Annotated in this window: 21 protein-coding genes and 1 pseudogene; 9 read left to right on the top strand and 13 right to left on the bottom strand. The window is 48.6% G+C overall.

Annotation, left to right across the window (positions count from 1 at the left end; translation table 11 throughout):
• Positions 1–16: 16 nt before the first annotated feature.
• Both NC997_RS14710 and NC997_RS14715 read right to left on the bottom strand, forming a co-directional pair.
• Entirely contained in the window at positions 17–463 is a 447-nt protein-coding gene (locus NC997_RS14710) for an NUDIX hydrolase (protein ID WP_190526773.1), read from the bottom strand.
• The gene (locus tag NC997_RS14715; protein ID WP_190526956.1) at positions 453–899 is read right to left on the bottom strand and encodes a hypothetical protein; all 447 of its coding nucleotides are present in this window, start codon (positions 897–899) and stop codon (positions 453–455) included. The genes NC997_RS14710 and NC997_RS14715 overlap by 11 nt, the downstream gene beginning before the upstream one ends.
• A 326-nt stretch (positions 900–1,225) precedes the next feature.
• Between NC997_RS14715 and folD the strand changes: the two genes are divergently transcribed.
• The 3 genes from folD (at position 1,226) to NC997_RS14730 (ending at position 3,699) form a co-directional block, all read left to right on the top strand.
• A complete protein-coding gene (gene folD, locus NC997_RS14720) occupies positions 1,226–2,101 on the top strand; it encodes a bifunctional methylenetetrahydrofolate dehydrogenase/methenyltetrahydrofolate cyclohydrolase FolD (protein ID WP_190526958.1) in 876 nt (291 codons plus the stop codon).
• A 142-nt stretch (positions 2,102–2,243) separates the two neighbouring features.
• Positions 2,244–3,173: a geranylgeranyl diphosphate synthase CrtE gene (gene crtE / locus NC997_RS14725; RefSeq protein ID WP_190526775.1), complete on the top strand. Its 930-nt coding sequence runs from the start codon at positions 2,244–2,246 to the stop codon at positions 3,171–3,173.
• 70 nt (positions 3,174–3,243) lie between these two features.
• On the top strand, positions 3,244–3,699 hold the full coding sequence (locus NC997_RS14730; RefSeq protein WP_190411370.1) for a divergent PAP2 family protein: 456 nt from the start codon (positions 3,244–3,246) through the stop codon (positions 3,697–3,699).
• A 58-nt stretch (positions 3,700–3,757) separates the two neighbouring features.
• On the opposite strand, the gene NC997_RS14735 is transcribed toward NC997_RS14730, so the two are convergent.
• The 4 genes from NC997_RS14735 to NC997_RS14750 all read right to left on the bottom strand — a co-directional run bounded on the left by NC997_RS14735 (position 3,758) and on the right by NC997_RS14750 (position 6,412).
• Positions 3,758–4,366, bottom strand: a complete 609-nt coding sequence (locus NC997_RS14735) for a hypothetical protein (RefSeq protein WP_190428919.1) — start codon at positions 4,364–4,366, stop codon at positions 3,758–3,760.
• Positions 4,367–4,425: 59 nt separating this feature from the next.
• Positions 4,426–4,755, bottom strand: a complete 330-nt coding sequence (locus NC997_RS14740; protein WP_190436491.1) for an MgPME-cyclase complex family protein — start codon at positions 4,753–4,755, stop codon at positions 4,426–4,428.
• Between the two features lie 94 nt (positions 4,756–4,849).
• Positions 4,850–5,572 (bottom strand): pyridoxine 5'-phosphate synthase, encoded by a 723-nt coding sequence (locus NC997_RS14745; RefSeq protein WP_190526776.1) that lies wholly within the window; start codon positions 5,570–5,572, stop codon positions 4,850–4,852.
• A 363-nt stretch (positions 5,573–5,935) separates the two neighbouring features.
• A complete protein-coding gene (locus NC997_RS14750) occupies positions 5,936–6,412 on the bottom strand; it encodes a CRR6 family NdhI maturation factor (protein ID WP_190411366.1) in 477 nt (158 codons plus the stop codon).
• Positions 6,413–7,027: 615 nt separating this feature from the next.
• On the opposite strand from NC997_RS14750, the gene NC997_RS14755 reads away from it, so the two are divergent.
• Both NC997_RS14755 and NC997_RS14760 read left to right on the top strand, forming a co-directional pair.
• Positions 7,028–7,420: a helix-turn-helix transcriptional regulator gene (locus NC997_RS14755; protein WP_242028996.1), complete on the top strand. Its 393-nt coding sequence runs from the start codon at positions 7,028–7,030 to the stop codon at positions 7,418–7,420.
• 126 nt (positions 7,421–7,546) lie between these two features.
• Positions 7,547–8,011 (top strand): Fur family transcriptional regulator, encoded by a 465-nt coding sequence (locus NC997_RS14760; protein WP_190411365.1) that lies wholly within the window; start codon positions 7,547–7,549, stop codon positions 8,009–8,011.
• A gap of 314 nt (positions 8,012–8,325) precedes the next feature.
• Here NC997_RS14760 and NC997_RS14765 read toward each other — a convergent pair whose 3' ends face one another.
• The gene (locus tag NC997_RS14765; protein ID WP_190526778.1) at positions 8,326–11,673 is read right to left on the bottom strand and encodes a pentapeptide repeat-containing protein; all 3,348 of its coding nucleotides are present in this window, start codon (positions 11,671–11,673) and stop codon (positions 8,326–8,328) included.
• A gap of 342 nt (positions 11,674–12,015) precedes the next feature.
• Between NC997_RS14765 and NC997_RS14770 the strand changes: the two genes are divergently transcribed.
• The gene (locus NC997_RS14770; protein ID WP_190526780.1) at positions 12,016–13,935 is read left to right on the top strand and encodes a hypothetical protein; all 1,920 of its coding nucleotides are present in this window, start codon (positions 12,016–12,018) and stop codon (positions 13,933–13,935) included.
• A 198-nt stretch (positions 13,936–14,133) separates the two neighbouring features.
• Here the strand turns inward: NC997_RS14770 and NC997_RS14775 are convergent, their stop codons facing one another.
• A complete protein-coding gene (locus NC997_RS14775; protein WP_199306141.1) occupies positions 14,134–14,637 on the bottom strand; it encodes a peptidoglycan-binding domain-containing protein in 504 nt (167 codons plus the stop codon).
• 573 nt (positions 14,638–15,210) lie between these two features.
• Between NC997_RS14775 and NC997_RS14780 the strand changes: the two genes are divergently transcribed.
• Positions 15,211–17,076 (top strand): DUF3685 domain-containing protein, encoded by a 1,866-nt coding sequence (locus NC997_RS14780; protein ID WP_190526782.1) that lies wholly within the window; start codon positions 15,211–15,213, stop codon positions 17,074–17,076.
• A 237-nt stretch (positions 17,077–17,313) separates the two neighbouring features.
• Positions 17,314–20,076 (top strand): MHYT domain-containing protein, encoded by a 2,763-nt coding sequence (locus NC997_RS14785; RefSeq protein ID WP_190526784.1) that lies wholly within the window; start codon positions 17,314–17,316, stop codon positions 20,074–20,076.
• A 190-nt stretch (positions 20,077–20,266) separates the two neighbouring features.
• Here the strand turns inward: NC997_RS14785 and NC997_RS14790 are convergent.
• The 3 genes and pseudogenes from NC997_RS14790 to NC997_RS14800 form a co-directional block, all read right to left on the bottom strand.
• Positions 20,267–20,377: pseudogene (locus NC997_RS14790) on the bottom strand (ISAs1 family transposase); the annotation flags it as partial.
• 154 nt (positions 20,378–20,531) lie between these two features.
• Positions 20,532–20,861 (bottom strand): hypothetical protein, encoded by a 330-nt coding sequence (locus NC997_RS14795; RefSeq protein WP_190526786.1) that lies wholly within the window; start codon positions 20,859–20,861, stop codon positions 20,532–20,534.
• 152 nt (positions 20,862–21,013) lie between these two features.
• Positions 21,014–23,218 (bottom strand): tetratricopeptide repeat protein, encoded by a 2,205-nt coding sequence (locus NC997_RS14800; protein WP_190526788.1) that lies wholly within the window; start codon positions 23,216–23,218, stop codon positions 21,014–21,016.
• A gap of 33 nt (positions 23,219–23,251) precedes the next feature.
• Here NC997_RS14800 and NC997_RS14805 point away from each other — a divergent pair, with 33 nt between their 5' ends.
• The gene (locus NC997_RS14805; RefSeq protein ID WP_206753355.1) at positions 23,252–23,449 is read left to right on the top strand and encodes a hypothetical protein; all 198 of its coding nucleotides are present in this window, start codon (positions 23,252–23,254) and stop codon (positions 23,447–23,449) included.
• Positions 23,450–23,477: 28 nt separating this feature from the next.
• Here NC997_RS14805 and NC997_RS14810 read toward each other — a convergent pair whose 3' ends face one another.
• A complete protein-coding gene (locus tag NC997_RS14810) occupies positions 23,478–24,023 on the bottom strand; it encodes an SH3 domain-containing protein (RefSeq protein WP_190526792.1) in 546 nt (181 codons plus the stop codon).
• A gap of 47 nt (positions 24,024–24,070) precedes the next feature.
• Positions 24,071–25,579, bottom strand: a complete 1,509-nt coding sequence (locus NC997_RS14815; RefSeq protein ID WP_190526795.1) for a UbiD family decarboxylase — start codon at positions 25,577–25,579, stop codon at positions 24,071–24,073.
• Between the last annotated feature and the right edge of the window lie 92 nt (positions 25,580–25,671).

The raw sequence follows: 25,671 nt of genomic DNA on the forward strand, positions 1-25,671 counted from the left end.
AAAGTTATGCCTCTGGCTACGCAGTCAATTGAGGAAACTTGTCCATAAAATCCAGTAAAATTTTTTGGTGAGGAGGGCCTAACGGTCGTAATTGCCCAGCTTTTTCAGAGTAACCCTCGCCGCGTTGAATTTCTTCAGGCGTTAATAAATCCATATCCCAGCCTTCTCCTAGCACCAGATGGTTGAGTTCCACGGGAAGCGGTGCCTGATAGACATGGCGAAGAACATAGGTATCGGGATAATAGCCAAACAATGATAACGTGGGCGGTGTATAGCCGATTTCCTCCAGCAGTTCCCGCTTGATAGCCTCGTCTGGCGTTTCCCCAGGTTCGATGTGTCCGCCAAAAAATGCCCAGTGTCCGGGGTAGAGAATACCGGGGATGTTGTCGCGCAGCTGGAGGAGAAATTTGCCCTGGCGATAGAGGATTGCGATCGCTACCTCAACAATGGGTTTATTGTTCATAAGTTCCTTCCGGTAGTAAAGGCGCTCCCTTCTTCGCTGGCTTCCGCTCTAGCTGTTCCTGCTGCTGAAGAAAAACTTCTCCTAAATCTTTCCCCGCTAAGGGAATGCTTTGATACTGCACTTTCCCCTTGATTAAAACTTCATCTCCTCTATCGGGGAGACTCTGGCTGGTGAAAACCCATATTTTTCCCGTCGCATCTCGCAATTCATAAGCGCCGCTTCCCACAAAAGGCGCTTGAGATGCTACCTTGCCTTCCAGATAAACCGTCGGGTTGCCCTCATAACTCTGTTGAAGATCGCTAATACTGGTGATCGGGACACTGCGGTTGTTAAACAGACCCAATCCAGACTGAGCCACATGACCGCAGCCGAACAACCCACCCAAAAGTAGTGTGGTGGTGCTGAATTGCAATACCCGGATTTTGACTGACCTCATATCTTGCATCGGGGAAATCTCAAGTTTCTCACTATTTCGGTATTAATACTTATCCCTATCCAGATGGCTCTGACTGGTACAAATATAGTGAATCTTCCAAAGATTTACAGTCGGGCAGGACTGTCTCAAATAAGATTAAACGCAAAGAAGGCGAAGGAAATCCCCCTAAGATGCAGCTACAAGGCAAAAGGAAAAACGCGATCGCGTTCCTTTTCTCTCATTATCCTTTGGCAGTAAGGGTGGGAAATCTGCGAAACTATCCTATGACAGATGCGCTCTGTTTCATCCCCAAAGAACGAATTCCTGCCCACATTTCTGACACCACAATGGACGAATCAATCGCCCAACTATTAGACGGTAAAGCCCTCGCTGAACGAATTTACGGACAGCTACAAGAGCAAATTCAGCAAATACAAGCCACGGCAGGACGCCCTCCAGGACTGGCAGTGCTGATGGTTGGCGATAATCCAGCCAGCGCTGCTTACGTGCGGAATAAAGAACGCGCCTGTGCCAAAGTCGGGATTGCCTCCTATGGTTCCCATTTCCCGGCGGAAACAACCGCTTCAGAACTAGAGCAAGTCATTCAAAACCTGAATCAAGATGAGCGGGTTGATGGAATTCTCGTTCAGCTGCCCCTACCCGACCACCTAGACGCTGTTTCCCTGCTGCATCAAATCGATCCAGATAAAGACGCTGACGGACTGCACCCGCTGAACTTGGGGCGATTGGTGCGCTCTGAAGCTGGTTTACGCAGCTGCACGCCAGCCGGAGTCATGCGCCTGTTGCAGGAATACCAGATTGATGTGAAGGGAAAACAGGCAGTAGTCGTAGGGCGAAGTATCCTCGTGGGCAAGCCGTTGGCTTTGATGCTCTTAGACGCAGATGCCACCGTTACCATCACCCATTCGCGATCGCACGATCTCCCAGCCATTACCCGCAACGCTGATATTCTGCTGGCAGCCGTGGGTCGTCCAGCGCTGATTACCGCCGAAATGGTTAAACCTGGTGCTGTCGTAATCGATGTTGGCATCAATCGCGTCACCGACGACGCCGGGAAATCCCGTTTGGTGGGAGATGTCCACTTTGATTCCGTCCAAAAGGTCGCGAAGTTTATCACCCCAGTTCCCGGCGGGGTTGGCGCAATGACCGTCGCGATGCTGCTGCAAAATACAGTCTGGAGCTACAGCCAGCGCTATCTCTAGTTTTGAATGAAGGCGGTTTGAGGCGCGAGGATTCTGGACGAATTCCATCACTCAACACCGATCGCTCATAATTCGTAACTTTTTGTGACCCAAAGCCCCGTAAAATTGTTACGGAAACGACTGTGCTACAAGGAATCACGGGATGTTAGCGACAGATGACCTTCATGCTCCCAAAGGTAAATCAGCGACCTTTGACCTTTCAACCTACCTGACTCAACAACAGGCTCTGGTAGAAGCAGCTCTGGATAGTTCCCTCCCAGTCACATACCCAGAGAAAATTTATGAGGCGATGCGCTACTCGCTTTTAGCTGGAGGCAAGCGCCTGCGTCCGATTCTTTGCCTTGCCAGCTGCGAACTGGCTGGAGGCACCCTAGAAATGGCGATGCCCACTGCTTGCGCCTTGGAGATGGTTCATACCATGTCCTTGATTCACGACGACTTACCGGCGATGGATAACGACGACTACCGGCGGGGCAAATTGACCAACCATAAGGTTTATGGTGAAGATATTGCCATTCTGGCGGGGGATGGTCTACTGACATACGCCTTTGAGTTCATTGCCTCAAATACCCAGAATGTACCGGCAGCGCGAGTGTTGCAGGTAATTGCTCAGTTAGCCAAAGCAGTTGGTGCTGCGGGATTGGTGGGCGGTCAAGTCGTTGACTTGGAATCTGAAGGAAAGCCGGATATTCAGGAAGAAACGCTCACTTTCATTCATACCCACAAAACAGGTGCGCTACTAGAAGCTTGTGTGGTCTGCGGCGCGATTTTAGCGGGAGCAGAAATGGAAACCTTGCAACGGATGTCTCGCTACGCCCAAAATATTGGGTTGGCGTTTCAGATTGTGGATGACATTTTGGATATCACGGCGACTCAGGAGGAGTTGGGGAAAACTGCTGGGAAGGACATTCAAGCCCAAAAGGCAACTTACCCAAGGCTTTGGGGACTTGAGGAATCAAAAGTTAAGGCTCAGCAACTGATTGACGCCGCCAAAGGAGAACTGGCAACCTTTGGAGAAAAAGCTAATCCCCTGATTGCGATCGCAGATTTCATTACTACTCGCACTCACTAGAAAATAAGCCCCTCACTCCTAAACGCTCCTAACTTGCAATGCTGCTCGTTTTTACCCAACGCAAAACAAAATGCAGGACTTTGCCCACATCCTAGAAAACCATGTGCTACTGGTTGCAACCGTAGCTTGTTTAATTGCTCAAGCATCCAAGCTGATCATCGACTTAGCCCAACATGGCAAGGTGAATGTGCGCGTCTTAGTTACCACTGGCGGGATGCCAAGCGCTCATTCAGCATTGGTAACAGCGCTGGCAACCGGCATTGGACAAACAGTGGGATGGGACAGCATTGAATTTGCGCTCGCCACCATTTTTGCCGTTATCGTCATGTACGATGCCGCTGGCGTCCGTCAGGCTGCGGGTAAGCAAGCTCGCATCCTGAACCAAATTATCGATGAGCTATTTCAAGAACATCACAAGTTTAACGAAGACCGTCTCAAGGAGTTACTGGGACATACACCGTTTCAGGTGATTGTGGGTTCAGCACTCGGCATCGCCGTCTCCTGCTTAGCAGGGCCAGCATATTAGCGATTGGTCATTAGTGATTCGCGATTGACCAGGACTAATGACCGACCGCTACGATTGGCTATCTACTCACCACTGACGATCTGAGCAGTGTCACTCGGCGGCTATCGACTAGCATCACCAAAAAACCGCGATCGCTCAATCTTCTTAAAGCCGAATTTGCCTCATTTGAATTGGTTGTGTAAACCGCCAGTAAATAAGGACGTTGGACATAGGAAACCAAGCCAACATCGCGACCCAACATCTGCCGTACTTGAGCCGCTACTTCCGGTTTGCTTGAATAATCCACCAACACCGCATAACCAGCACCGAGTGCCTGCGGTTTATAGGTGGGTGCATTTGGATTTGCCGGTGCCTCTGGAGGTCGGAGAACGAAAGCCGATAGCCCAACAATCTCATTCAGATAACGTGCCCAACCGTTGGCATCTTCCACGCTCCTGAAGCCACCAATCCGCGTCATCGTATCTTCAAGATATTTACAAGTTGACGTACTTGTGTTGTTAGGCAACGTTCGTTGAATTTGCTCTTGACTTTCCCTCGTTTGGCTTCCCACTAATACCAAATACTCGCCTTGGGGAGGCGGCTGGCAAGTGGGAGGCGACGATTGAGCAGAAGCAACTGCACCCGGCAAAAGAAAAAAGGCAAAAGGCAAAAGAAAGATTTTTTTCATGTTTTCAGTTTTTCCTTTTTGCTTTTTTCCTTAATTTTTAACTGTTTACTTTTGCCTTCTCAGGAAACGGATGCGAGGGAAGCAAGTGGATTAGGGATACTTTGGGAAGGTGCCTGAAATTCCCCGCTCAGCACAAACTCTAACCGCAGCTTTAACCAGGTAATAAATTGGGAATTCGTAGAAATGACTGCCACAGAAGGTTGAGGGCACTGAGACTTAATTGCTGCCATTTCCGGTGCCTCTAAAAATGCCGGTTGCTTGACTAGCCAAAAATCAATTTCTTTTTCTTGTTCGTGGTAGTTACGGGTACGCTCTTTGAGGACTTCATCCAAGGGTTCTTCTTCGAGTAAAAAGCGTTGGCTAGCCAGAACGTAGTAGTAATTTTGCATCTTAATAGGTTGTTAATGGGTAATGGGTTGTTAGCAATCGGTGATGAGTCATTAGCGAGTGACTGAAGACTCATCACTCATGACACTTCAGTTGTTACCAATGACCGAACATTGCTTGTTTCATCTCTCGAACGGCTCGTTCTATTCCGACAAGAGCTGCTCGACTAATAATGGTATGACCAATATTGAGTTCTTCCATCCCTTCAAGGCAAGCAACAGGGTAAACGTTCCAGTAGGTAAGACCGTGACCGGCGTTGATCCGGATGCCAGCAGCACGCGCTTGCTCGCATCCTTTGGCTAACACGGCTAATTCCTTCTCTCGACTGGTTTCATCTGCTGCTTCGGCATAGCAACCCGTGTGCAGTTCAATGAACTTCGCCTTAATAATCGCAGCTGCCATAATCTGACCGGGATCGGCGTCGATGAACAAGCTGACGGGGATTCCGGTGTCTTGCAACTTTGTCACCATTTCCCCAATTCGGTCGATTTGACTGGAAACATCCAATCCGCCTTCTGTCGTCACTTCTTCGCGTTTTTCGGGCACGAGAGTGACGTAATCGGGTTTGATGTCGAGAGCGATCGCGACCATTTCTTCGGTGGGTGCCATCTCCAAATTTAAATGAGTCCGCACTGTCTGCCGCAGTAATCGCACATCTCGGTCTTGAATATGCCGCCGGTCTTCCCGCAGATGCACCGTGATCCCATCGGCACCGGCAAGTTCTGCCAGCACCGCGGCTGCCACCGGATCTGGTTCTACTGTCCGTCGTGCCTGCCGAATGGTGGCAATGTGATCGATATTGACGCCAAGTGTAGGCAACGGAACCTCTCCCAATGTTTTAGAGTCTTCCGCAATTGATTTTAACCTGAAACGCTGGAAGGCTATCTTTAAAAAGGAGTTAGGACTGAGGACTGAGGGCTGAGGAGTTAGGAGTTAGGACTGAGGACTGAGGGCTGAGGGCTGAGGAGTGAGTGAAAGACGGCTGAGGAGTTAGGAGTTTAGGATTGAGGGCTGAGGAGTGAGTGAAAGACGGCTGAGGAGTTAGGAGTTAGGCTGATCTGCTATCTATGTATCTATAGCAATAGTAATCCCATGTTAGTTGTGAGATACCAGTGGTTTAGATCCCCGACTTCTTAGAGAAGTCGGGAATCTCGCTTTCACGAAGCATTTAGGACGGCTAGATCAGCCGATTAACTCAAAGAAGGCATCATCCAGCTCATAGCCGAGCATTTTAGCCATTGACTTTACACGAGAGGTACTGGGGATTCCCATCTGCTTCATCCATTGTGTCAGGACAAAGATTTTTTGCATTACAAAAATCTCTAGGGCTTCGGGATTGTACTCAATCCCTTCTGTCCGATTGAACTGGTGTGGCACGAGCATAGCAGTGTAGCGGGCGAGTTCACCGGATTTCCAATCCAGCAGAAAGGGCATCCAGGGATATTGGGCATCTAAGCGAATAAACCATAGACGGACTTCTGGGATTTCGGAGAGTTCTCGTGGATCTTCCGGTTCGCGGGGATAGTCAATCTCAAAACGCAGTTGCTGTTCCGAGGATGCGATCGCTCCCTCTTGGAGCAACTTTTCGATCGCCGACTGCACCGGCGACAGATCCAGAGTTTGAATCAAGTCAGAATTGAGCGCGATTGCTGTCGTCATTGAACCATTGTTAAGGTGACACACTTTGAATGCCGACAATAGCGCTGGCTAGCGCTGGCTTCTCTCTACATTGTTGCAGCCTTGCTCCGATCTCACGCCAGTCCCAGCTCTAAATTAGTTGTCCCACGCTTTGTATCGGGCTAGCGACAATTCGCTTGATGTCTCTTGATAGCCTTTCCACCGTCATTTCCCTTTTTGACCAGGGTAGAAAGGAGCTTTAGCTGTAAGATGTCGTTAGCTTTTTGTTATCCACGCTGTTATAACTGCGTTAACAGACATTTTGTTTGGCGACATCCACTCAGCGCGATCGCACTTAATCTCACTTAATCGCACTTTAGTCTTATATTCTTTCAGCAACTATACGGCGTACAGGTTTGCAATCTTTACAATACAGGCAACTTGAGGCTTCGCTTCCAGGTTTTTCAGCATAGAACAAATACGATGCATTCAGCAAAAAATCTGGGGGATTCATCCATCTCCGAAATCCATCTCAATTTTCCTGTAGCAGCACTATGTCAGGAAGTAAGTATTTTCCACAAGGCTATGTGAAGATTTGATAAAGATCGGGCATCTACTCCTGATACTTTGCGTGAAATTACGAGTTCTGATCGTTAAATGAAAACCAAAGAACAAGGAGAGGCAATGATCCCCCAAGAAATGCTCAAGCACCTTGTAGAACAAGTTGATTCTGTTAGTCCATCCAAAGGGATTCAAAAATCTGAGCAGACGGTGGATGAAGTAATCTTTGAATCTGATGTTGACGGAACCCACTATTATTTGGTGCGTTGTCGCCCCAAGTCAGAACGCGGGATTAGCCTCAGTCCCCAAGAACAGCGGATTGCCCGATTGGTCGCACAGGGTCTTCCCAACAAGTGTATTGGGAATCAGCTGGGCATTACCCATTGGACAGTTGCTACCTATTTACGCCGGATTTTTGGCAAGTTAGGTGTCACTTCTAGAACCGCCATGATCGCCCGGCTTCTAGAAGAAAATTTACTGCAACAATAGAATCAATTAATCGGCTGCACTCGATAGTGCTGTCCTAGAATATTGGGACGGTGGACATTCCGAGAATAGCTAGGTTAAAGTGGAAATGAGTTTGGATTAGCAGGCAAGCGTGTCAAAGTCTAAAGTATGCAAAAAGAAGCGGCAGCGGTTAAACCTATTCGCTCGTTAGAGGATGCCTTAAATCGGTGTCAAGCGCTGGGTATGCGCGTGAGCCGTCAACGCCGCTTCATTCTGGAATTGCTGTGGCAAGCGAAAGAACACCTGTCGGCGCGAGAAATTTATGACCGCTTGAACCACCAAGGTAAGGACATCGGTCATACATCCGTGTATCAAAATTTAGAAGCGCTATCGGTTCAAGGCATTATTGAGTGTATTGAGCGTGCGGATGGTCGTTTGTACGGCAATATCAGCGACGCTCACAGCCACGTAAACTGTCTGGATACCAATCAGATTTTAGATGTTTATGTAGAACTGCCTGAAACCCTGCTTAAAGAAATTGAACAACAAACAGGGGTTCGGATTAGTGAATATTGCATTAACTTCTACGGGTACAAATTACCGGAATCTGGGTCTCAAGCGGAGAACGGGTAATCAGTAGACGGTAGAATCCACTTTTTAACACCGATTGCTGCTATATCAATAATTTTTTAAACCGTTTGTAGGGACGGAAAATTTTGCGTAACTACAGGCTGATTAAAGTTTAGTGAAAAACGCTTGTAGCAGGCTGTCTAGTTTGATTAAGTGGGCTAACTGAGGGTGGGAAAACTGGAGATTAAATCGCTGCTCCAAATTTCCTTTACCTAACATTTACAAATAAACCCACTAGCGCTAGTAAGTGGAATTGGGCGTTAGCGAAACCTAACGAATACTTCATAGGGTTCTAGAGTTTTTAACACCCTCAACAGCTAATTGCTTCGTTGAGGGTTTTCTACTAGCGCCGTCTCATCATCGTATTGGGAATCTACCTTCGGAGCTTCTTGGAATGCTAAGGGTTCCCCTAGGGTAGAAGAAGTTTCTGCAATCACCGTTTCATCGTCTTCGTCCTCCGTAGGTGCTTCTGGCAACATCGGTTCTCCTTCGGCACTTTCTATCAGAAACACTGTAGGTTCAGAATCTGCACTGCCTTTGTCCTGAGCGCTTCCAGCCTGTTTGAGACGGGGTAATCTTTGAATGTATGCCTGGAACTCTTCCAAGGAAAATAGGGCACCATTTTTCCGGGCAAAGTAGTGGTTCTGGTCATCTAACTGGGCTTGAAACAGACAGGCATGAGTGATGTTCGCTAACGTAAGATTGGTTCTTTGCAGGTTAGCGCCGGTTAAGTTTGCCCCTTCAAGCCTTGCTCCAGCAAGATTGGCTCCTGATAAGTCAGCACCGGAGAGATTCGCCCAAGACAAATTAGCTTGCTGGAGGTTGGCACCTGCTAAATTGGCTCCTGCTAGCTCAGCCGCTAACAGATTAGTTTGCCAGAGGTTAGCCTCTGCTAACAGAGCATGATTCAAACAGGCAGAGCGTAGCTGTAATTGACTGAGGCTGTGCCGCGCCCTCTGCCAAAAGGCGGTGGGAGATAGGACAACAGTGCGACCGATTAAAGTCAGCAGTGCTTCGGCGTCAAATTCAGATGGCAGGTCGGGGTTGCCGCAAGGCCAGAAAGAAATCTGCGTTGCCCGATGACCGAGATGTGCTTCGCGCATCTGCTTTGCGATCGCGCTGAGCAACAAGAAGACATTCAGCCCAACGGCGGCATCGATTTGCAAGATTTTTAAGGGGTTGTGCAACGCCTGCAACTGGGTGTGACACTGGTGGGCAATTCCTTCATCTAGCCAGCGACCTCGACAGTAGGTGCGGTAAAACCGATAGAGGCGTTCAAACAAAACATTGAAGCTAAACTGAGCCGGGTTGCGCTCAAAAATCCGCCGCAGTCGCTCAATTACCATGTCTTCGATTTCAACTGACAATACGCCATAACCCAGTAATTGATAAAGATACTGGGCTACATTGATCGGCGAGTGGATCGCAAAGGTGAATTCACCGTAGGTATCTTGGACTGGCTGGGTGAGGGCTTGCATCTGAGCGGCAATTTCTTCAGCGCAGAGATATTCTCCCAGGTTGCGGTGAGAAAACTCGATCGCTGAGTGATGAGTGTGGAAGAAAAAGGCTGGCAGGGTGTCATCTGACGGCTGTAAGCGGGGGTTTATCGGTTTGTGCGCCTCCGTCGCCATTCTGGTAAAGGTTGCCTCTACAGCGGATTGGGGGGCTTGATGGCGACCTGTTTGCAGAATGGTCAGTGCCGCCACTTGCATCTGGTGGCGTAGGTCTTGGGGGCGTCGGTTTTGCAGGAGATGAGCGATCGCATCATTGCTGCGGTAAGCATGAGCCAGACCTTCCCGAATCACAAAAGGCATGGAACCGCTGCCAGCTTCGGGGTATGCCAAGAGCCAGCGGCAAATCCGGTCGTAAATTTCAAACTTCGCTTGGGGTAATGTCAGGTGAAAAATCGTGTCGTTGAGCAGTCCATCTCGATGCAAGATGCCCAGTAGATAAAGCATCAAAGGCTTGCGGACGAGGGCAGCGAGTACGTTAGCAGCGCCTGGGGTGCCGACGGGACGAGTCGAAAAGCCACCTCTTTCTTTGACAAAGGCGAAATATCCTTGAGCGATCGCTTTCGATTGCAGTTTCGACCACTGCTTGAACCACTCCCGGAACTCCTCGTGTTCCATTGGCTGAATTGCAATCCGCCGCCGCAAATCGTGGGGCAAAGGTATCAGAGTAGAGGCAAGATCGAAATATTCTCCTTCTCTCCCAGTTGTCCGGCTGGTCAGAATAATCTTGTGGCGGGGCGTGCCCTCAAAAGACGCCATTGCTTCCCCTTGAAACTGCATCAGCTGGTTCAGGAAGGCATGGTAATGACGCCCTGCGTGGCTTGAGCGGGGCAATTCATCCAAGCCATCCAGAATCAACAAGCAAGGAGGATGCATTGGTGAAAGCCAACCATCTGCATCTGTAAATCTGCCCCAAGGGAAGGCAGAGTTCAGGGTTTGCTCCAAAGTTTGCCCCAAGGTAGCGTCCTTGAGTCGGATAAACGCTGGCATCCATTTAGGGTAAAGCTCCTGAGCAACGGTTGATGCCAATATTTGGCAAAAACTGGTCTTGCCCGTGCCCGGAAGACTCTCGATCGCCGCAATGCTGGTCGTATCATTTAGCTGAGCCGTGACCCACTCCATTAAATCCACGGGTTTCGCAGGTACGGCGTTAGCGGCAAGCGGTGTCGTGGTTGGATCTGACTTGGGATTTTTCGTCTCTAACCGGGTGGAGCTTTCTTCGAGCAGCACTCCCTTCAAGGGGACGTATAAATCCTTTAGGGCAAAAGGTTCTGCCAGTAACGGTTCGCTCAAAGATTGTAGAAGGCTGGCTCGATAGCGTTCTCGTTCGAGGTTCAGCGAAAATTGTGGCGTGTTTAAGTCTGAGTTTTGATTTGCCTCAAAATTCAAAGTAGTTGAGAACCCAGAACGCTTCCGCTCCGGGTTTCCCGCGCCAGGAGTATCCTGCCAAGTTGATAAATTCCCTAGCTGGACAAATTTCTGTAATTGTGCCAGCGGCAAGGCATTTTCAGCGATCGCGGCAAGTAAATATCCTGGGAGTCCATGAACCAGGCGTTGGGCGATTAGCTTGGCTTCTGTTTCCTCGGCACCATTGGCGATTAACCAGGCAATGCCCGTACTATTCATCTGCTGCACGAGAAAGGAGTCGCCCACCATACTCAGCGCTTGTTCTGCCTGACTATCGGTGAGGCGTCCGGGACGCAAAGTTTTCAGTAAGGCTTGCAACTGGGGATCGGAAAGGGGCGCATCCCACACCTGCCCGTACAAGTCTTCTGACTCGCCTGGGACGCCTGCACGAGATAACCACGGTCTTCTCAGTTGAGATTCTTGTTCTAAAATTCCTTGTAAGGCGTTCAGGTAAGCAATTTGGAAAGTTAGCCAGGTTCCTTCGTTGCGCTTCAGGGGCTTTTTTTGACTCAGGATACGCAGCAACCCCACACAAAGTTGGGAAGCTACGCCTGCCACTTCCCAAGCTGCTCTCAAAGGTAGTTCTAAGACTTCCGCTAAGACACTAATATCAAAAGGTGTCAGGCTCTTGAGTTCCATATCCCGGACAATGCGAAAGGCAATCCCGGCAATCTGAGTCCCTGGGTGCCTCAAGGTTGCCAGTTCAATGTTGCGCTCCGCCAGCCAATGCCGAATGCTAAGGCTCATCCCACCTCAATTCTAGGAAATAACTCAATATGCCACTTATTAGTCATGTTATCGGGAGTGTAGGCGGCTGGTGTGCCGACAAATCGTGATGAATGGGGTAAAAGCTGTTTTTCATCATCCCTAATTGAGTTGAATTTCAGGATAACTTATGTAAGAGCGAAGCACGGGTGCAAAAAATCAGCTCGATCTCTAAATTCACGCACAAAAGCTTTACCCCCACAAACTTAAAGCTTTTATTATCAGTTTTAGACCCTTTACGCTGACGGCGATTCGGCTCCGGATCGATGTCATCAAGCAGGAGCAGCAAAACGAGGACTCAAGGGTAGTGGTAGTGAGATGGTAGTGAAAAGACAATTACATGAATTTCAAGTACGCACGGCAAACCGATTGCGGCAACGGCAGGGACGCAAACTGGTAATTAGAGTCGTCTCGAATGCCAGCGCATCTGCCACCAAGCTCCGGGACGAGGATGCGGAGCAAACTGAAGCCCCTGCCTCAGCGATGCAGCCGCCTCTGACACCGCTTAAACGGCGAAACAAATTTTCGCGGTGGTGGCTGTTGTGGCTAAGTATCATCTTTGGGTTGGGTGGGACGGCACTCGCGGCTTTCTTCTTGCTGGCAACGATTCCTCCCCAAGTTAACTGTAAAAATATGTCGCCTTTGGCTCCGGAAATGGATCGGTTGACTTGCGCCCAGCAGGCGGCTCAGTCGGGTAAGTTAGAGCAGCTGGTGGAGGCAATGAAGTTCGTCAAGAGCTTGTCCCCCGATAACCCGGTGTATCCAGAAGCGACTCGGCTAATGGAAGACTGGTCGCGATCGCTCTTGGCGATCGCCCGTCAGAGAATTGACCAAGGAGATTTAAAGGGAGCGATCGCCATTGCCCGCCAAATTCCCTCCTCTAGCCCCCTGTATCCAGAGGTGCAAGCAGCGATGAAACAATGGCAAGGGGATTGGCGGAAGGGTGAGGAGATTACCAAAAAATTCTTAGCAACTTTAAAAGAACAAAAGTGGTTTGAAGCTTCATTGCAAATACAAGCTTTGTCTCGTCTCGATAACCGCTACTGGGATCAAAAACAACTGGATAAACTGATCGATCGGATGAGTCAGGAAAAAAAAGCTTGGCAACAGCTAGAAGAGGCGCAGACATTTGCCGAAGCCAAGACACCTGAGGGATACGCGCCAGCGATCGCCCTGGCAGGAAAGGTGAACCCCAACACCTATGTCAAATCAAAGGCAAAAGCCGAAATCAATCTCTGGAGCCAGGAGTTGCTAAAAATAACTGCCGAGCATTTCGAGAAGGAAGAGTTTGACCGTGCTATTACCGCCGCCCAGCTGATTCCTCCGAAGACTTCAGTTTATAAGGAAGCTCAAGATTGGATTCAACTGAGTCGTTCTTATGCAGTTGCTCAGGAAAATAAAATCCTCAGCTTCCTAGAGGCGCAAGCGGCGCTGCGTCAGATTTCCCCAAAAAGTCCGCTTCGCCAGCAAGCACGAGTGACCGAGGCGCTTTGGCAATCTAATTTACAAGATCGGCTGCAAATGCAATTTGCCGAAACAATAGCCAGCTTCGATCAACCGTTGGCATTTGAATTTGCGATTAGCCAAGCCCAAGCGATCGCGCCCAAACGACCCGGACGCATCGAAGCCCAAACTCAAATTGCCCACTGGCGGAAGCAAATTCAACAAATTCAAGACCGAATCGCCCTTGCCCGATCCAAACAGCTGGCAACACCGGGAACTCTAGAAAGTTTGAGGGCGGCGGTTGAGGAGGGAAGCCGGATTAAGCTGGGTCAGCCTTTGCGGATAGAGGCACAAACCTATATCGCCCAATGGACGAAAGCTATCCAAACGATGGAAGACCGACCGATCCTAGATTTAGCGAAAGGTTTGGCTCAGCAGGGAAATCTCCAGGCGGCGGTTGCAGCTGCCTCCAAAATCGCTCCTGGACGTGCTTTGTACTCTGAGGCACAGGCATCGCTGAGCGATTGGGTAACACAAATTCAAATCGCTGAAGATACGCCGATTCTTAACGAGGCGAACGCTTTAGCGGCTAATGGGCGGCTCACTGCGGCAATTAATAAGGCTTCTAGGATTCGCTACGGTCGGGCACTGTATCGAGAAGCGCAAGGAGCGATCGCTCGTTGGGCATCTGAACGAGAAGCCATTTTAATAGAAAGACAAAAGGCAGCTGAACTTCAGCAGTCTATCGAAGACAGTTCCTCTGAATCTCAAACGAATAGTGAGCCGGAGGGGAATTATTGACGCTGTCGATCTCCCTCACCGAGAAGGGACAGTAAAGTTTCCCAAGGTTTGGACAATTCCCCCCAGCCTCTCATCCTGGGGTTAAACAAACAAAGGCTGCATAGGCAGCCTTTGTTTGTTTAGCTGCTTGACTTTTTCAGCATTTTCTCTTTTATTGGCACTCTCCAGCAGGAGCGTGCCCATCGTTCTGTATCTGCTTTAAGCTGCAATCATCGCTTCCCAAGTCCGAGGGCCAACGATCCCATCCGGGCTTAAGTTTCTCGACTGCTGGAAGGCGATGACGGCTGAGCGCGTTTGCGACCCATATACGCCATCAATTCCGCCTTTATAGAGTCCTCGATCTTTTAATACTGTCTGAACTTCTGTCACTACTGCTCCCTGACTACCGCTTTTTAGCATCGGCGCGGGTGAGGGAGAATAGCGGGCAAGGGGATTAAATTTTGCAGGTGCTATGTTTTCAGCGGGCACAGTTGGCCCTTCATTACGCCCGGTGGGATCGGGAATCAGCTGCGCTTGTCTTGTTGGCTGTTCATAGCTCCCACCGTGCATATCGATGGGCACTTCATTTATCTCAGGGGTAATCTGAGAAGCACTAATCCCGGCAGCGTTTGCACTCATCCCGTTCAAGAGTAGCGGGAGCGAGGCAACCGCAGAAAGAATGCTCAGGGATTTGATAGTTGACTTAAAAAATTTTGCTGTCATCAGCGTCAGTTCCTCTTTCAAAAACACAAGATGCTAATAAATGCACCGTTTGTGGCTTAGAAAGCCTCCTATTTTTGGTTCATCCAAATCTTCTTGCTTTGAATGATTTCCAGCTTTTGTATGTCTTCGTTAGCTTATAGGAGATGTCGAGTCTGAGCATAATTCTATAGTTAGAGCTTCTAAGTGCTAAATATCTGACTATAGAAATAGCGGCTCGATTTTCAATACAAGAACTAGATGATGATGTTTCTGTAGTAGCAGGGGGAGCAATGCCCGCTCTAATCGCATTTTGTGGGTCTTGTCCGCTCTAAAATCTACAACTTTTTCTTTAGCTTGAACTAAACAGAGGGAAAGATTCAATAGGATGATTTAAGATAAATTTCCAAAAAACAAAAAAATAGTTAGATAGCAGCGATCGCGCTCTGTGGAAAATACAAGCGTGGCGAACTGACTTTTTCTGCGCGAGGCGTTAGCCTCGCTTCCAAGACACGCGATCGCGCTCTGTTCGCATCGCCCCTGGAATGAGTAATCTGTTATAGCAGGGAGAAAGCGGTGTGAAGCAGGAGGTTGTTGATGAGCGATCGCGTAGGGGATACCCTTGGGACTGTTCGCCGCTTCAAGTTGATGCTAATCGATGATGACCCGATTTTTCGGTTGGGTCTTAGCACCGCTTTGGCGTCGTTTCCCGACCTGCAAGTCGTTGCCGAGGCGGATAGCGTTGCTGACGCTTTGCAGACGTTGGCAGCTGGAGTTGGTACAGACAACGCTCCAAATCTGGTGATTTTAGAACTAAACTTAGGTCGCTCTAACTTGTCTTTGGGGGGATCGATCGGGTTGCAGCTGTGCCAGGAATTAAAGACGCAATTCCCGAAATTACCGATATTCCTTCTCAGCCAACGACTCACGCCAGAGGAACTGAAAGCAGCCAGAACCCTAGGCGTCGAGGGCTATTGCCCCAAAGGCACCGATCTCTCGGTTCTGGTGCCAGCGCTTCGTCAGGTAGCCGTTGGGGAAGTTTACTGGTCAGAACTCGTACAGACGCAAAACGACGCGCCTATAGAAGCCTCAGATGTCATACAAAGTCGTTCATCCTTGCTCTGGCAAATCCGTCAGTCGGGACTACGGCAAATCGATACCGCGATCGCCCAGGTGACAAACCAAGTACAAAACCCCAATCTTTCGACACTAGACTGGTTCATCCTAACGGGACGGCGACGAGAATTGCGGACAGCCCGTTGGCTGGTCAAACAGCTGTTACCTGTGGCGACGACCGGCGCAAGAAATCAGGTGGCAGGGACGGGTTTTACTGACCCCCTTGGGGAAAACCCGAATGACCTCCTCAACCCACCTAGATCGGGAAGTCGCGATCGCCGCAGTGGGATTCCTCTCCCTACCCCGGAACCGAGGAGAAGAAATAATCCCTCGTTAGACTCAACACTCGCGACTCAGTCCTCAGCACTTTCTGAATCCTCGATCCTCAGCCCCCTGCTAGACGCTACTTTAAATAAACTTCAATTTGGGCTAAAAAATCTGACTGGCTCTCCGTTGGAAATTGATATTCTGCTGGAAGAAAAGAAACGGGAATTGCTTTATCTGATCTTGCGTAAATTCGAGGATGTCTTAGAGGAACTGCGCTTTTCCCAGCTACAGCCGGAAGCGATCGCTCTGAAGCACTCGCTGATTCTGCGGGATTTGTGGCAAGCGTCTACCACTGATTTTTTTGGCAAATATTGCACAATTCAAGTTGGAAAGCTTGAAGTAGATATTGTCAATACATTGTTACAGGATGCAACAATTATTCAACAATCTTTTCTAGATAAAATTCCTCTGGTTGCCGAAATCATCAACTATTTGCTTTTTCAAACTTCGCTGATGATTGATAATGTTTCCTACTCTTTTGGGACACCGGAAGCGCGGGATCGAGCAGAAGTTATCTTGGAGAATTTATTAATTCAAATTGCCAATAGCGTTGTCCAACCCCTGCTGAACTATTTCGCAGATGTGGAAGCAATTAAGCAGATTTTTTACGATAGACGGTTAATTTCATCGCGGGAAATTGCTCGATTTCGGAACAATTTATCGTGGAAATATCGTTTAGAAAGATATGTGGGTGAGCCAACCGCAATTTTTGAAAGCCGATATCTTCTGCTAGCGCTGGGTGGCATTGGAATCAAAAAAATCTCTATTTATGCCCCCCGCACTGATGAATTACAGCAACTCAGGGGTGCCCAACTCGCTTGTACGCTAGCGCTAGAAACTAGAGATGCGATCGCGCCACGTCTGCGCTCAACGGTTGCCTTCCTAGGTAGCGGTGTTGTTTACGTCCTCACGCAAGTAATCGGCAGAGGCATTGGCTTAATTGGACGCGGCATCATTCAAGGCATTGGCACAACGTTACAAGAAACTCGGTTTGGCAAAAATGGCGAACGCCAGAAGTAAAAAAGGCAGGTGAAAAAGGACAAGTAAAAAGGGTAGGGGTGCAGGGGCATTCTACCTCGTTCTCTGTTCCTTCTCCTCGATTTCCATAAGATTAACTCATAGGAAGATATACTCAGGCTATTCCTGAAGGTTAAACAGTTTTCAACCGCTGCTCCGATAAAATTTAAACACTTGAATTAGGCAATCCGATCGTGAGAGATTGCGATTGCCACCACAATCTCAGCGTTCAGTATAGAGATGAAGGGAATCAATGATGCAGCCCAAGAGATGATAGCAACCTACGATTTACGTCTGGTTGTGCTTTCGATGGCGATCGCGATCGCCGCTTCCTACACGGCGCTGGATTTAGCGGGACGAGTCACGGCGGCTCAAGGACGTGGGCGGAAGCTGTGGCTAGCAGGAGGTGCGATCGCGATGGGAAGTGGCATTTGGTCGATGCATTTTATCGGAATGCTCGCCTATTGCCTGCCAATCTCAATGGCTTACGATTTCCCCACCGTCTTGGTTTCGATGGGAGTCGCAGCGATCGCTTCCGCAGCCGCTTTGTATGTCGTCAGCCGCGAACAAATGGGTTGGCGAAGATTACTCGCGGGTGGCATTTTCATGGGCTGTGGCATTGCCGCGATGCACTATACGGGCATGGCGGGGATGCGGTTAGAAGCGACCGTTACCTATGACCTTAGACTGGTAGCAGTTTCGATGGCGATCGCTATTACTGCTTCCTGGCTCGCCTTGTGGTTAGCTTTTCATCTGCGTACAGCGGCGACATTAACCGGGAACTTGCGAAAGATCGGCAGCGCGATTGTCATGGGATGCGCGATCGCAGGGATGCACTATACCGGGATGGCAGCGGTAAGCTATCAATCAACCAATCCCTCCGGGATGGAGTTGTCCCTGATGATGGACAATTCTTGGCTGGCAGTTGAAATTGGAATTGCCACGACGATCGTGCTGGCGCTAGCGCTGCTGGGTTCTGTCTTCGATCGACGGCTAAAAATTGAGCTTGCCAGAGCAGAGGCACTGCGGGAAAGCGAAGAGCGGTTCCGGGCTTTAGCGCAGAATGCCTCTGACATTCTTGTGATTGTTGCAGCTGATGGCACGATTCGCTACACCAGTGCCTCCATTCAATCGATTTTGGGCTACGACCCGGAAAATTGGCTCTCGAAAAAAGCAATTGAAATTGTTCATCCGAGCGATCGCCCCCAAGGAGAGAAACTATTAGCAGCTGCACTGAATTCTCCAACTAGCAACTCTCCAACCAGCAAAATTACCGCACAGTTTCGCATCCAGAAAGTCGATGGCTCTTGGCGAGATTTTGAAGCGATCGCCAATAATTTACTAGATGTGAAGAGTGTAGCGGGTATCGCGATCGCTTACCGCGACATTACCGAGCGCCAGCGATCGCAGGAGTCGCTGCGGGAAAGCGAACAACGATTTCGCCTGATGGCAGATATGGCTCCCGTGATGTTGTGGATGTGCGATTGCGACAAAACTTGTAATTATTTTAATAAAGGCTGGCTCGACTTTACTGGCAGGACTTTAGAAGAATCAATCGGCATGGGTTGGACGCAAAGCCTCCATCCTGACGATCTTCAGCAGTGTGTAGAAACATACCGCACTGCCTTTGATGCCCGCGAAAATTTTGAAATGGAATACCGCCTGAGGCGCTTTGATGGCGAGTATCGCTGGGTTTTCGATCGAGGCGTTCCCCGGCTGACTCCAGGCGGGAGCTTTGTCGGTTATATCGGCTCTTGTATAGACATTACCGAGCGCAAGCAAGCCGAACAAGAGCGCGAAAAACTGCTCGTTTACGAACAACAGGCGAGAATGGCAGCTGAAGAAACCAACCGCCTGAAGGATGAGTTCTTAGCAACCCTCTCTCATGAGCTTCGCACCCCCCTCAACTCAATGCTGGGATGGACTCAGTTGCTTCGGACTCGGAAGCTTGACGAAGCGATTATTGTGCGGGCAATGGAGACAATTGAGCGTAATGCTCGGTTGCAAACACAGCTAATTGAGGATCTGCTGGATGTTTCGCGGATTATTCAGGGGAAATTTCGCCTTTATGTCCGTCCGCTGGAGCTATCCTCCGTCATTGAAGCTGCGATCGCGACCATCCAACCGGCGGCTAGTGCCAAGTCGATTCGATTGGAGTCTTTTCTTGATTCCTCCGCAGGGCTAATCTGCGGCGATCCCGACCGCTTGCAGCAAGTTGTATGGAATTTACTGTCGAATGCAGTGAAGTTTACACCCAAACGGGGGCGAGTCGAGGTGCGGCTGGAGCGGAGCAACTCTTGGGTTGAGATTCAAGTCAGCGACACCGGACAGGGAATCGCTGCCGACTTTCTCCCCTATGTGTTCGATCGTTTCCGTCAAGCTGATAGCTCCATCACCCGGTCATACGGCGGACTGGGACTGGGGTTAGCCGTCGCCCGCCACTTGATAGAACTGCACGGAGGTACCGTCTCTGCCCAAAGTCCGGGAGAAGGAAAAGGCGCGACATTTACAGTGAAGCTGCCGATCCTCGCTGTCCTCATCGAGCCAAAGGATATCGAGCAGGGATTCTGGACCAGGGACAACGAAGGACTCTCAGAGTGTCCTCCAGGACTCAACGGATTGCGAGTGCTGGTAGTAGATGATGAAGCCGATGCCCGTGAGTTGCTGACGGTTATCTTGCAACACTACGGAGGCGAAGTGATGGCAGTTGCATCCGCAAAAGAGGCAATGGCAGTCTTAACTGACGATGCTTCGGATTGGCGTCCGGATGTCCTGGTGAGCGACATCGATATGCCGAACGAGGACGGCTATACTTTTATCCGCAAAGTTAGGGCGCTGGATGCACAACAAAAGGGAATTCCAGCTTTGGCTCTGACAGCGTATGCCAGAGAAGAAGATCGCTCGCGGGCTGTCAAAGCTGGCTTTCAGACACACGTCGCGAAGCCAGTGAAACCATTAGCATTGGTGGCAGCGATCGCCCATTTATCCAGACGATGCGGATGAATCGGAGAATCGTCTCCAGACGCAATCAATCTCGTCTGGAGACAGGGAGTTTAACTCCACCCCTGCCCCTCCTCCCTTCAGGGTGGTTTCATACAAGAAGAGAAAAAACTTGGTAGAGTTGATTGGCTAAAGCGCGTTGCGCCTGAGGGATAGTTCGGAAACCAAGAAATCTGGCGATGGTAATGAAAAAATTGTGTAAAATCGCCCAATTAACCGGAGCATTGCCACCGCGTCGGGGTGGAAAGTCTTCAGCGAAGGTAACATCTCTAACCCAATGGAGCCGGTTTTCAATCCCCCAATGTCCAATGGTGTCGGCTAGAAATTGGTTGGCACACAGGGATTGACTGCTGATGTAAAACTGACAATCATGAAAGTGTTGACCATCCCGAAAGCCCTCTCGTTCGACAAGGTTCCATCAAGCCGCGTCGTACTGCTTCACTCATTGCTTGGGCTTTCTATAACAAGCCTTCTTCGTAAACCTGCATCAGCGCTAGTAACTCGGAACGTTGTGTTTGTGTAAGTGTCCCATCTTGTTGTCTGTCCAACAGTCTACTCAGGCTTTGGTCTTGATCCGGTTCCATCTGAAGCTGCGCTAAAGCCATCACTTCATCATCAGATAAAGCTGATATTGGTTTAATTGCTTCCGACTGTAGACCAAGTGGTGATAGTGAAAGCTCAATTGTATCTGCCAGGACATCAGCGACATCTCGGCTACTCAGTTGTGCTAGTCGCTCAGCTCTACGGTAAACCCCATCTGGCAGGGTAAGAGTGACTTGGGTACTCATAAGAATATTGTGTGTAAAAGTTTTCTTCATTGTGGCAGAGGAGAGCGATCGCATGAATCTGGTGGGGATGCGAGCGCGCTGGTGATGGGAATGCGATCGCGCAAGTGTGAAGGGGATGAGATCGCTTACTCAGCAGTATCTTCAATTTACCGCTATTGTACCTGCCAAACCTTAACAGTTTTATCATAACTACCACCACCGCTAACGAGAGTTTTTCCATCAGGACTGAAACCAACTGACTCAACATAAGATTGATGCCCAGAAAGGGTGCCGATTTCTAGTCCAGTTTGTATATCCCATAGTTTAATGTTTTTGTCATCACTCCCACTAGCAAGGATTTGACCATCAGGGCTGAACGCCACAGATGTCACCTGATCAGTGTGACCGCTAAGAGAACGAATTAGCTGTCCTGTTTGCCAGTTCCATATCATGATGTTATGGTCTTCACTACCACTAGCTAAGGTATTACCTTGAGGACTAAAGGCAACAGCACGAACACACCTTTGATGACCCTCTAAGGAGCTAATTTCTTCTCCTGTTTTTCCGTCCCAGAGTTTGATAGTTTTATCGCAACTTCCACTGGCAAGTATTTGCCCGTCAGGACTGAAAGCGAGGGACTGAATATAATCTGAATGCCCAGAAAGCGTGCGGATTTGTTCTCCAGTATTCACGTCCCATAATTTAATTGTTTTGTCATCACTTCCACTAGCAATAATCTGTCTATCAGGACTGATAGCAACGGAAGTAACACGGTCTGAATGCCCAGATAAAGAGCGAATTTCTTTTCCAGTACGTCCATTCCACAATTTAACGGTTTTGTCATTACTCCCACTGGCTAGAAGCTGCCCATCAGAACTGAATGCGACTGCACGAACCTTTAGAGAATGTCCAGAAATTGTTTTGATTTCTCTTCCGGTATTTAGGTTCCACAGCTTAATACTGTCATCATCACTGCCACTAGCTAATGTTGTTCCATCAGGGCTAATAGCTACTGAACGAACCGCAGCAAACACTCCTGAATGCCCTGTGATATTGTAAATTAGCAATGCCTGACTGTAATCGTTAATTGCTTCGTTATATTTTCCCTGCCTATCGTAGGCGATTCCTCGGCTGTAGTAAGCTTCGCGGTATTTAGAGTCTAGCTTAATCGCCTTAGTGAAATTTTCAATCGCATTCTGATTTTCTGCCAAATTTAAGTTAGCAAGACCCCGTTTGTAGTAAGCATCAGCGTAATAGGTACTGGCATCTTCCGCTTTGCTTTCAATCGCCTCATTAAAATCTTCAATCGCTTTTTCATGTTCTCCCAATTCACCCCAGATAGAACCACGCCTTAAAAAGGCAGATGGATAGTCAAGATTGAGATCGAGTGCCACGTTCAAATCTTCAATCGCTTTCTGATAATTTCCTATTCCAAGGTAGATGGTTGACCGACCTAAATAAGCATCGTAAAAGTCAGGATTGTGCTTAATAGCTTCGTTGAAGTCATCAAGTGCTGCCTGATAGTTACCCAATTTAATGTAGACAGCGGCTCGTCCAAGTAGTGGTTCAACATAGCGGTCTGGATCGGGTTGCCACTTGCCGTCATCTGGCTCAAAAGGAAACTTGGGATTTACAGCCAATGCTTTAGTATAATCTGCTATTGCTTTTTGTTGATATTCATTCGATTTTTCCTGATACTTAATAATTTGTTGCTGATATCCAAGTTTTTTTTGCTTGTTGCTTAACTCTAATTCCTGCTTTTCAATATCTCTCTGCTGATATTCAAGGGCTTTTTGCTCATCCCCTAATCTTGAATAGGCCCGTCCTCTGCTAACATAACCTTCCGCAAAGTCGCCTTTACTTAAAGCATTGCTGTAATCCTTAATAGCATTCTTATAATCCCCTTTCTCTCTGACTTTCTTTAATCCGTCTTTATAGAATTTCAAAATAGAAGAAGAGGTATTTTCCTTGTCACCAAGATTAATGTTAATCAAGTTTAACTCTTGAACTGTAAAGAAGGAATCAATCCTCATTAAAGAAAGACTAGGCGCAAACGTAGGTGCAAGAGTAGGTGCAAGGGTAGGTGTAAATGTAGGTGCAAGAGTAGGTGAAAAAGCGAGGTTAGGTGCAAAAGAAGCCCTGACAACAGAGTTATCAGACAAAAAACTACTGCCAGAGGTAATAAAATTTCCTAATTTTTCAAAAAAACTGAGCGGATTTTTCTCCAAGGATGGTGGGACAAGTTTATTGATTAGGGGAGCCTCAGCAGCTAAAGCTTTATTTATGCTGACACCAGGAATGACAACCCATACCAGACTGATAATTAATGCAAGGAAAACCGAAAGCGCAAGTTTAGGGAGTGGCTGTAGTTTAGCCATAGAGACAGTTTTCAGCCTTGGGAGGAAGTCGGCTTGTTGCGATCGCAGCAGGGTAGTCCAGTCCATGCTCATACTAATTTGATTGACCTTACCAGGAATCCAAACTTAGTATTCCCAGTAAAGCGTCAAAAATCTCAAAGTGAGCGAATGAACTACCCTAAAGCTTGCGATCGCAACAATTTATCAGCCCAAGCTGCATCTGGGTCTGATAGCGATCGCACTAGCTCATAAACCTAATCTATTGAACCCCGCGAAACAATTAAGAACAGGTTGTGCCTACACCACATTGCTCGTCACTTTTCAGCCAACCCTTAACACCTCGATATTCAATCTGCGCCCATTGTCCCTGACAGCCTATTAATTTAACATCGGTTCTACGTGGAACTCGTGCAATTTTTCGGCTTTGCTGACTGGGACTAGCATAAAGATTAACGCCATTCGTTTCATAGCCCCTCGTTGACGTGCCTAACATGGGCAAAAACACCCAGCCAGTTCCCTGAAAGCCGCCAATTTCTCTATAAGCATTCGTAATTTTTACCCAATTTCCAGAGGAAGCGATGACTTCAACTGACTCGTATGCGGGGATTTTTCCCAAGATTCGACTATTACTATTTGGGCCGCTACGCACATTTAAACCTTGCGGATCTTTGTCTATGACGACGGCCGAAATATCGCATTTTTTTTCATTAACTGGTTGCGCTAATACGCTAAGATTAGCCGTGCCAGTATTGATAACCCAGCTCATGCTAGCTAGCGCTAATCCTACGGTTAGCTTTGATGCTGTCTTGTTCGCCTTTTTAGCCATAATTTTCCCGATTATTTAACACCAGCATTGGTGCTGGTGCCAAACAATTACTTCATATCGTAGCCAAACAATTTCGGATCAACTTCTCCTAATTGCAAGTCAGCTAAACCATACTCTGCCCAGCGTCGTTCCACCATCGCCGCCACATCTGGATCGGATTCCAAAGGTTCGCCCCATTCATGTTCGGTTTCAGGAGGAATTTTCGTGGTCGCATCAATTCCCATGCGTCCGCCTAAACCAATTTTTTCGCTGGCGAAATCCAAAGTATCAAAAGGCGTATTCGGCAGAATGAAAACATCTCGCACGGGGTCAACTTTAGAACTAATTGCCCACACCACTTGACGCGGATCGCGGATGTTAATGTCTTTATCTACGACAATCACAAACTTGGTGTAAGTAAACTGAGGTAGCGCACTCCAAAAAGCTAAGGCTGCACGTCGCGCCTGACCCGGATATGCCTTATCAATGGAAATAATCGCCGCTTTATAACTCAACGCCTCCATTGGGAGGAAGAAATCAACAATTTCTGACACTTGTTGCCGCAAAATCGGCGTGTAGATGCGGTTAAGCGCGATCGCCATCATCGCTTCTTCTTTCGGCGGACGACCGCTAAAAGTTGTCATATACATTGGATCTTTGCGGTGCGTCATGCACTGGAAGCGAATCAACGGCGAATCCTCGACACCGCCGTAATAGCCCATGTGATCGCCAAAAGGGCCATCTGACAACACTTCCCCCGGCGTAATCGTGCCTTCTAGGACAAATTCCGAGTCGGCGGGCACTTCTAAATCTACCGTCTTACACTTCGCCAACTGCACCCCAGAACCGCCGTAGAGTCCTGCAAACAGCCATTCTGATAAATCGACTGGAATCGGCGTTGCCGCAGCCATGATGATCAGAGGGTCAACACCGAGTGCGATCGCAACCTCCAACTTTTTCCCCTGTTCCGCCGCCTTCCGCAGATGTCTCGCACCACCCCGCACCGATAGCCAATGCACCGTCATTGTGTTGCGAGATTGCAGTTGCAGCCGGTAAACGCCCACATTCGGCGTACCCGTCTCACAATCCTTGGTAATTACCAGACCCAACGTAATAATCTTGCCAGCATCCCCCGAATAAGGGCGAATGAGCGGCAATTGGTTCAGATCCAGATCATCGCCTTGGATAACCACTTGCTGACAGGCTGGGAAAAAATCGCGCCCTGGTTTCGCCTTCAGCACATCAAATAGCACCTTGCCAAATTCCACCGCCTGAGAAATCTTCTTCGGTGGCTTCGGCTGTTGCAACATACTCAGCTTTTTGCCCAGTTCCTCCAACTCCAACGGATGCTGCATATTCATCGCCCAGCAAATCCGTTCAACTGTACCCATCAGGTTCACCGCCACCGGATAAGCCGATCCTTTTACATTTTCAAATAGCAGCCCAGGACCACCGCGTTGTAACATCCGGTTGGAAATCTCAGCAATTTCCATATCTGGGTCAACTAGGGCATCGATTCTCCGTAACTGCCCTCGTTCTTCCAGTAGCTTGATGAATCCCCGCAAGTCTCTTGCCATAGTAAAGATTAAGAAGTATAAAGCACTTTCTTTTATTATGAGGGGAATCCTAAACCTAAGAGCGCTCCCTAGAGACTTCAGGGATACGCAGC

Origin of the sequence: Trichocoleus sp. DQ-A2, from assembly GCF_039961915.1 — a bacterium.
Classification (GTDB): Bacteria; Cyanobacteriota; Cyanobacteriia; order Cyanobacteriales; family FACHB-T130; genus FACHB-T130.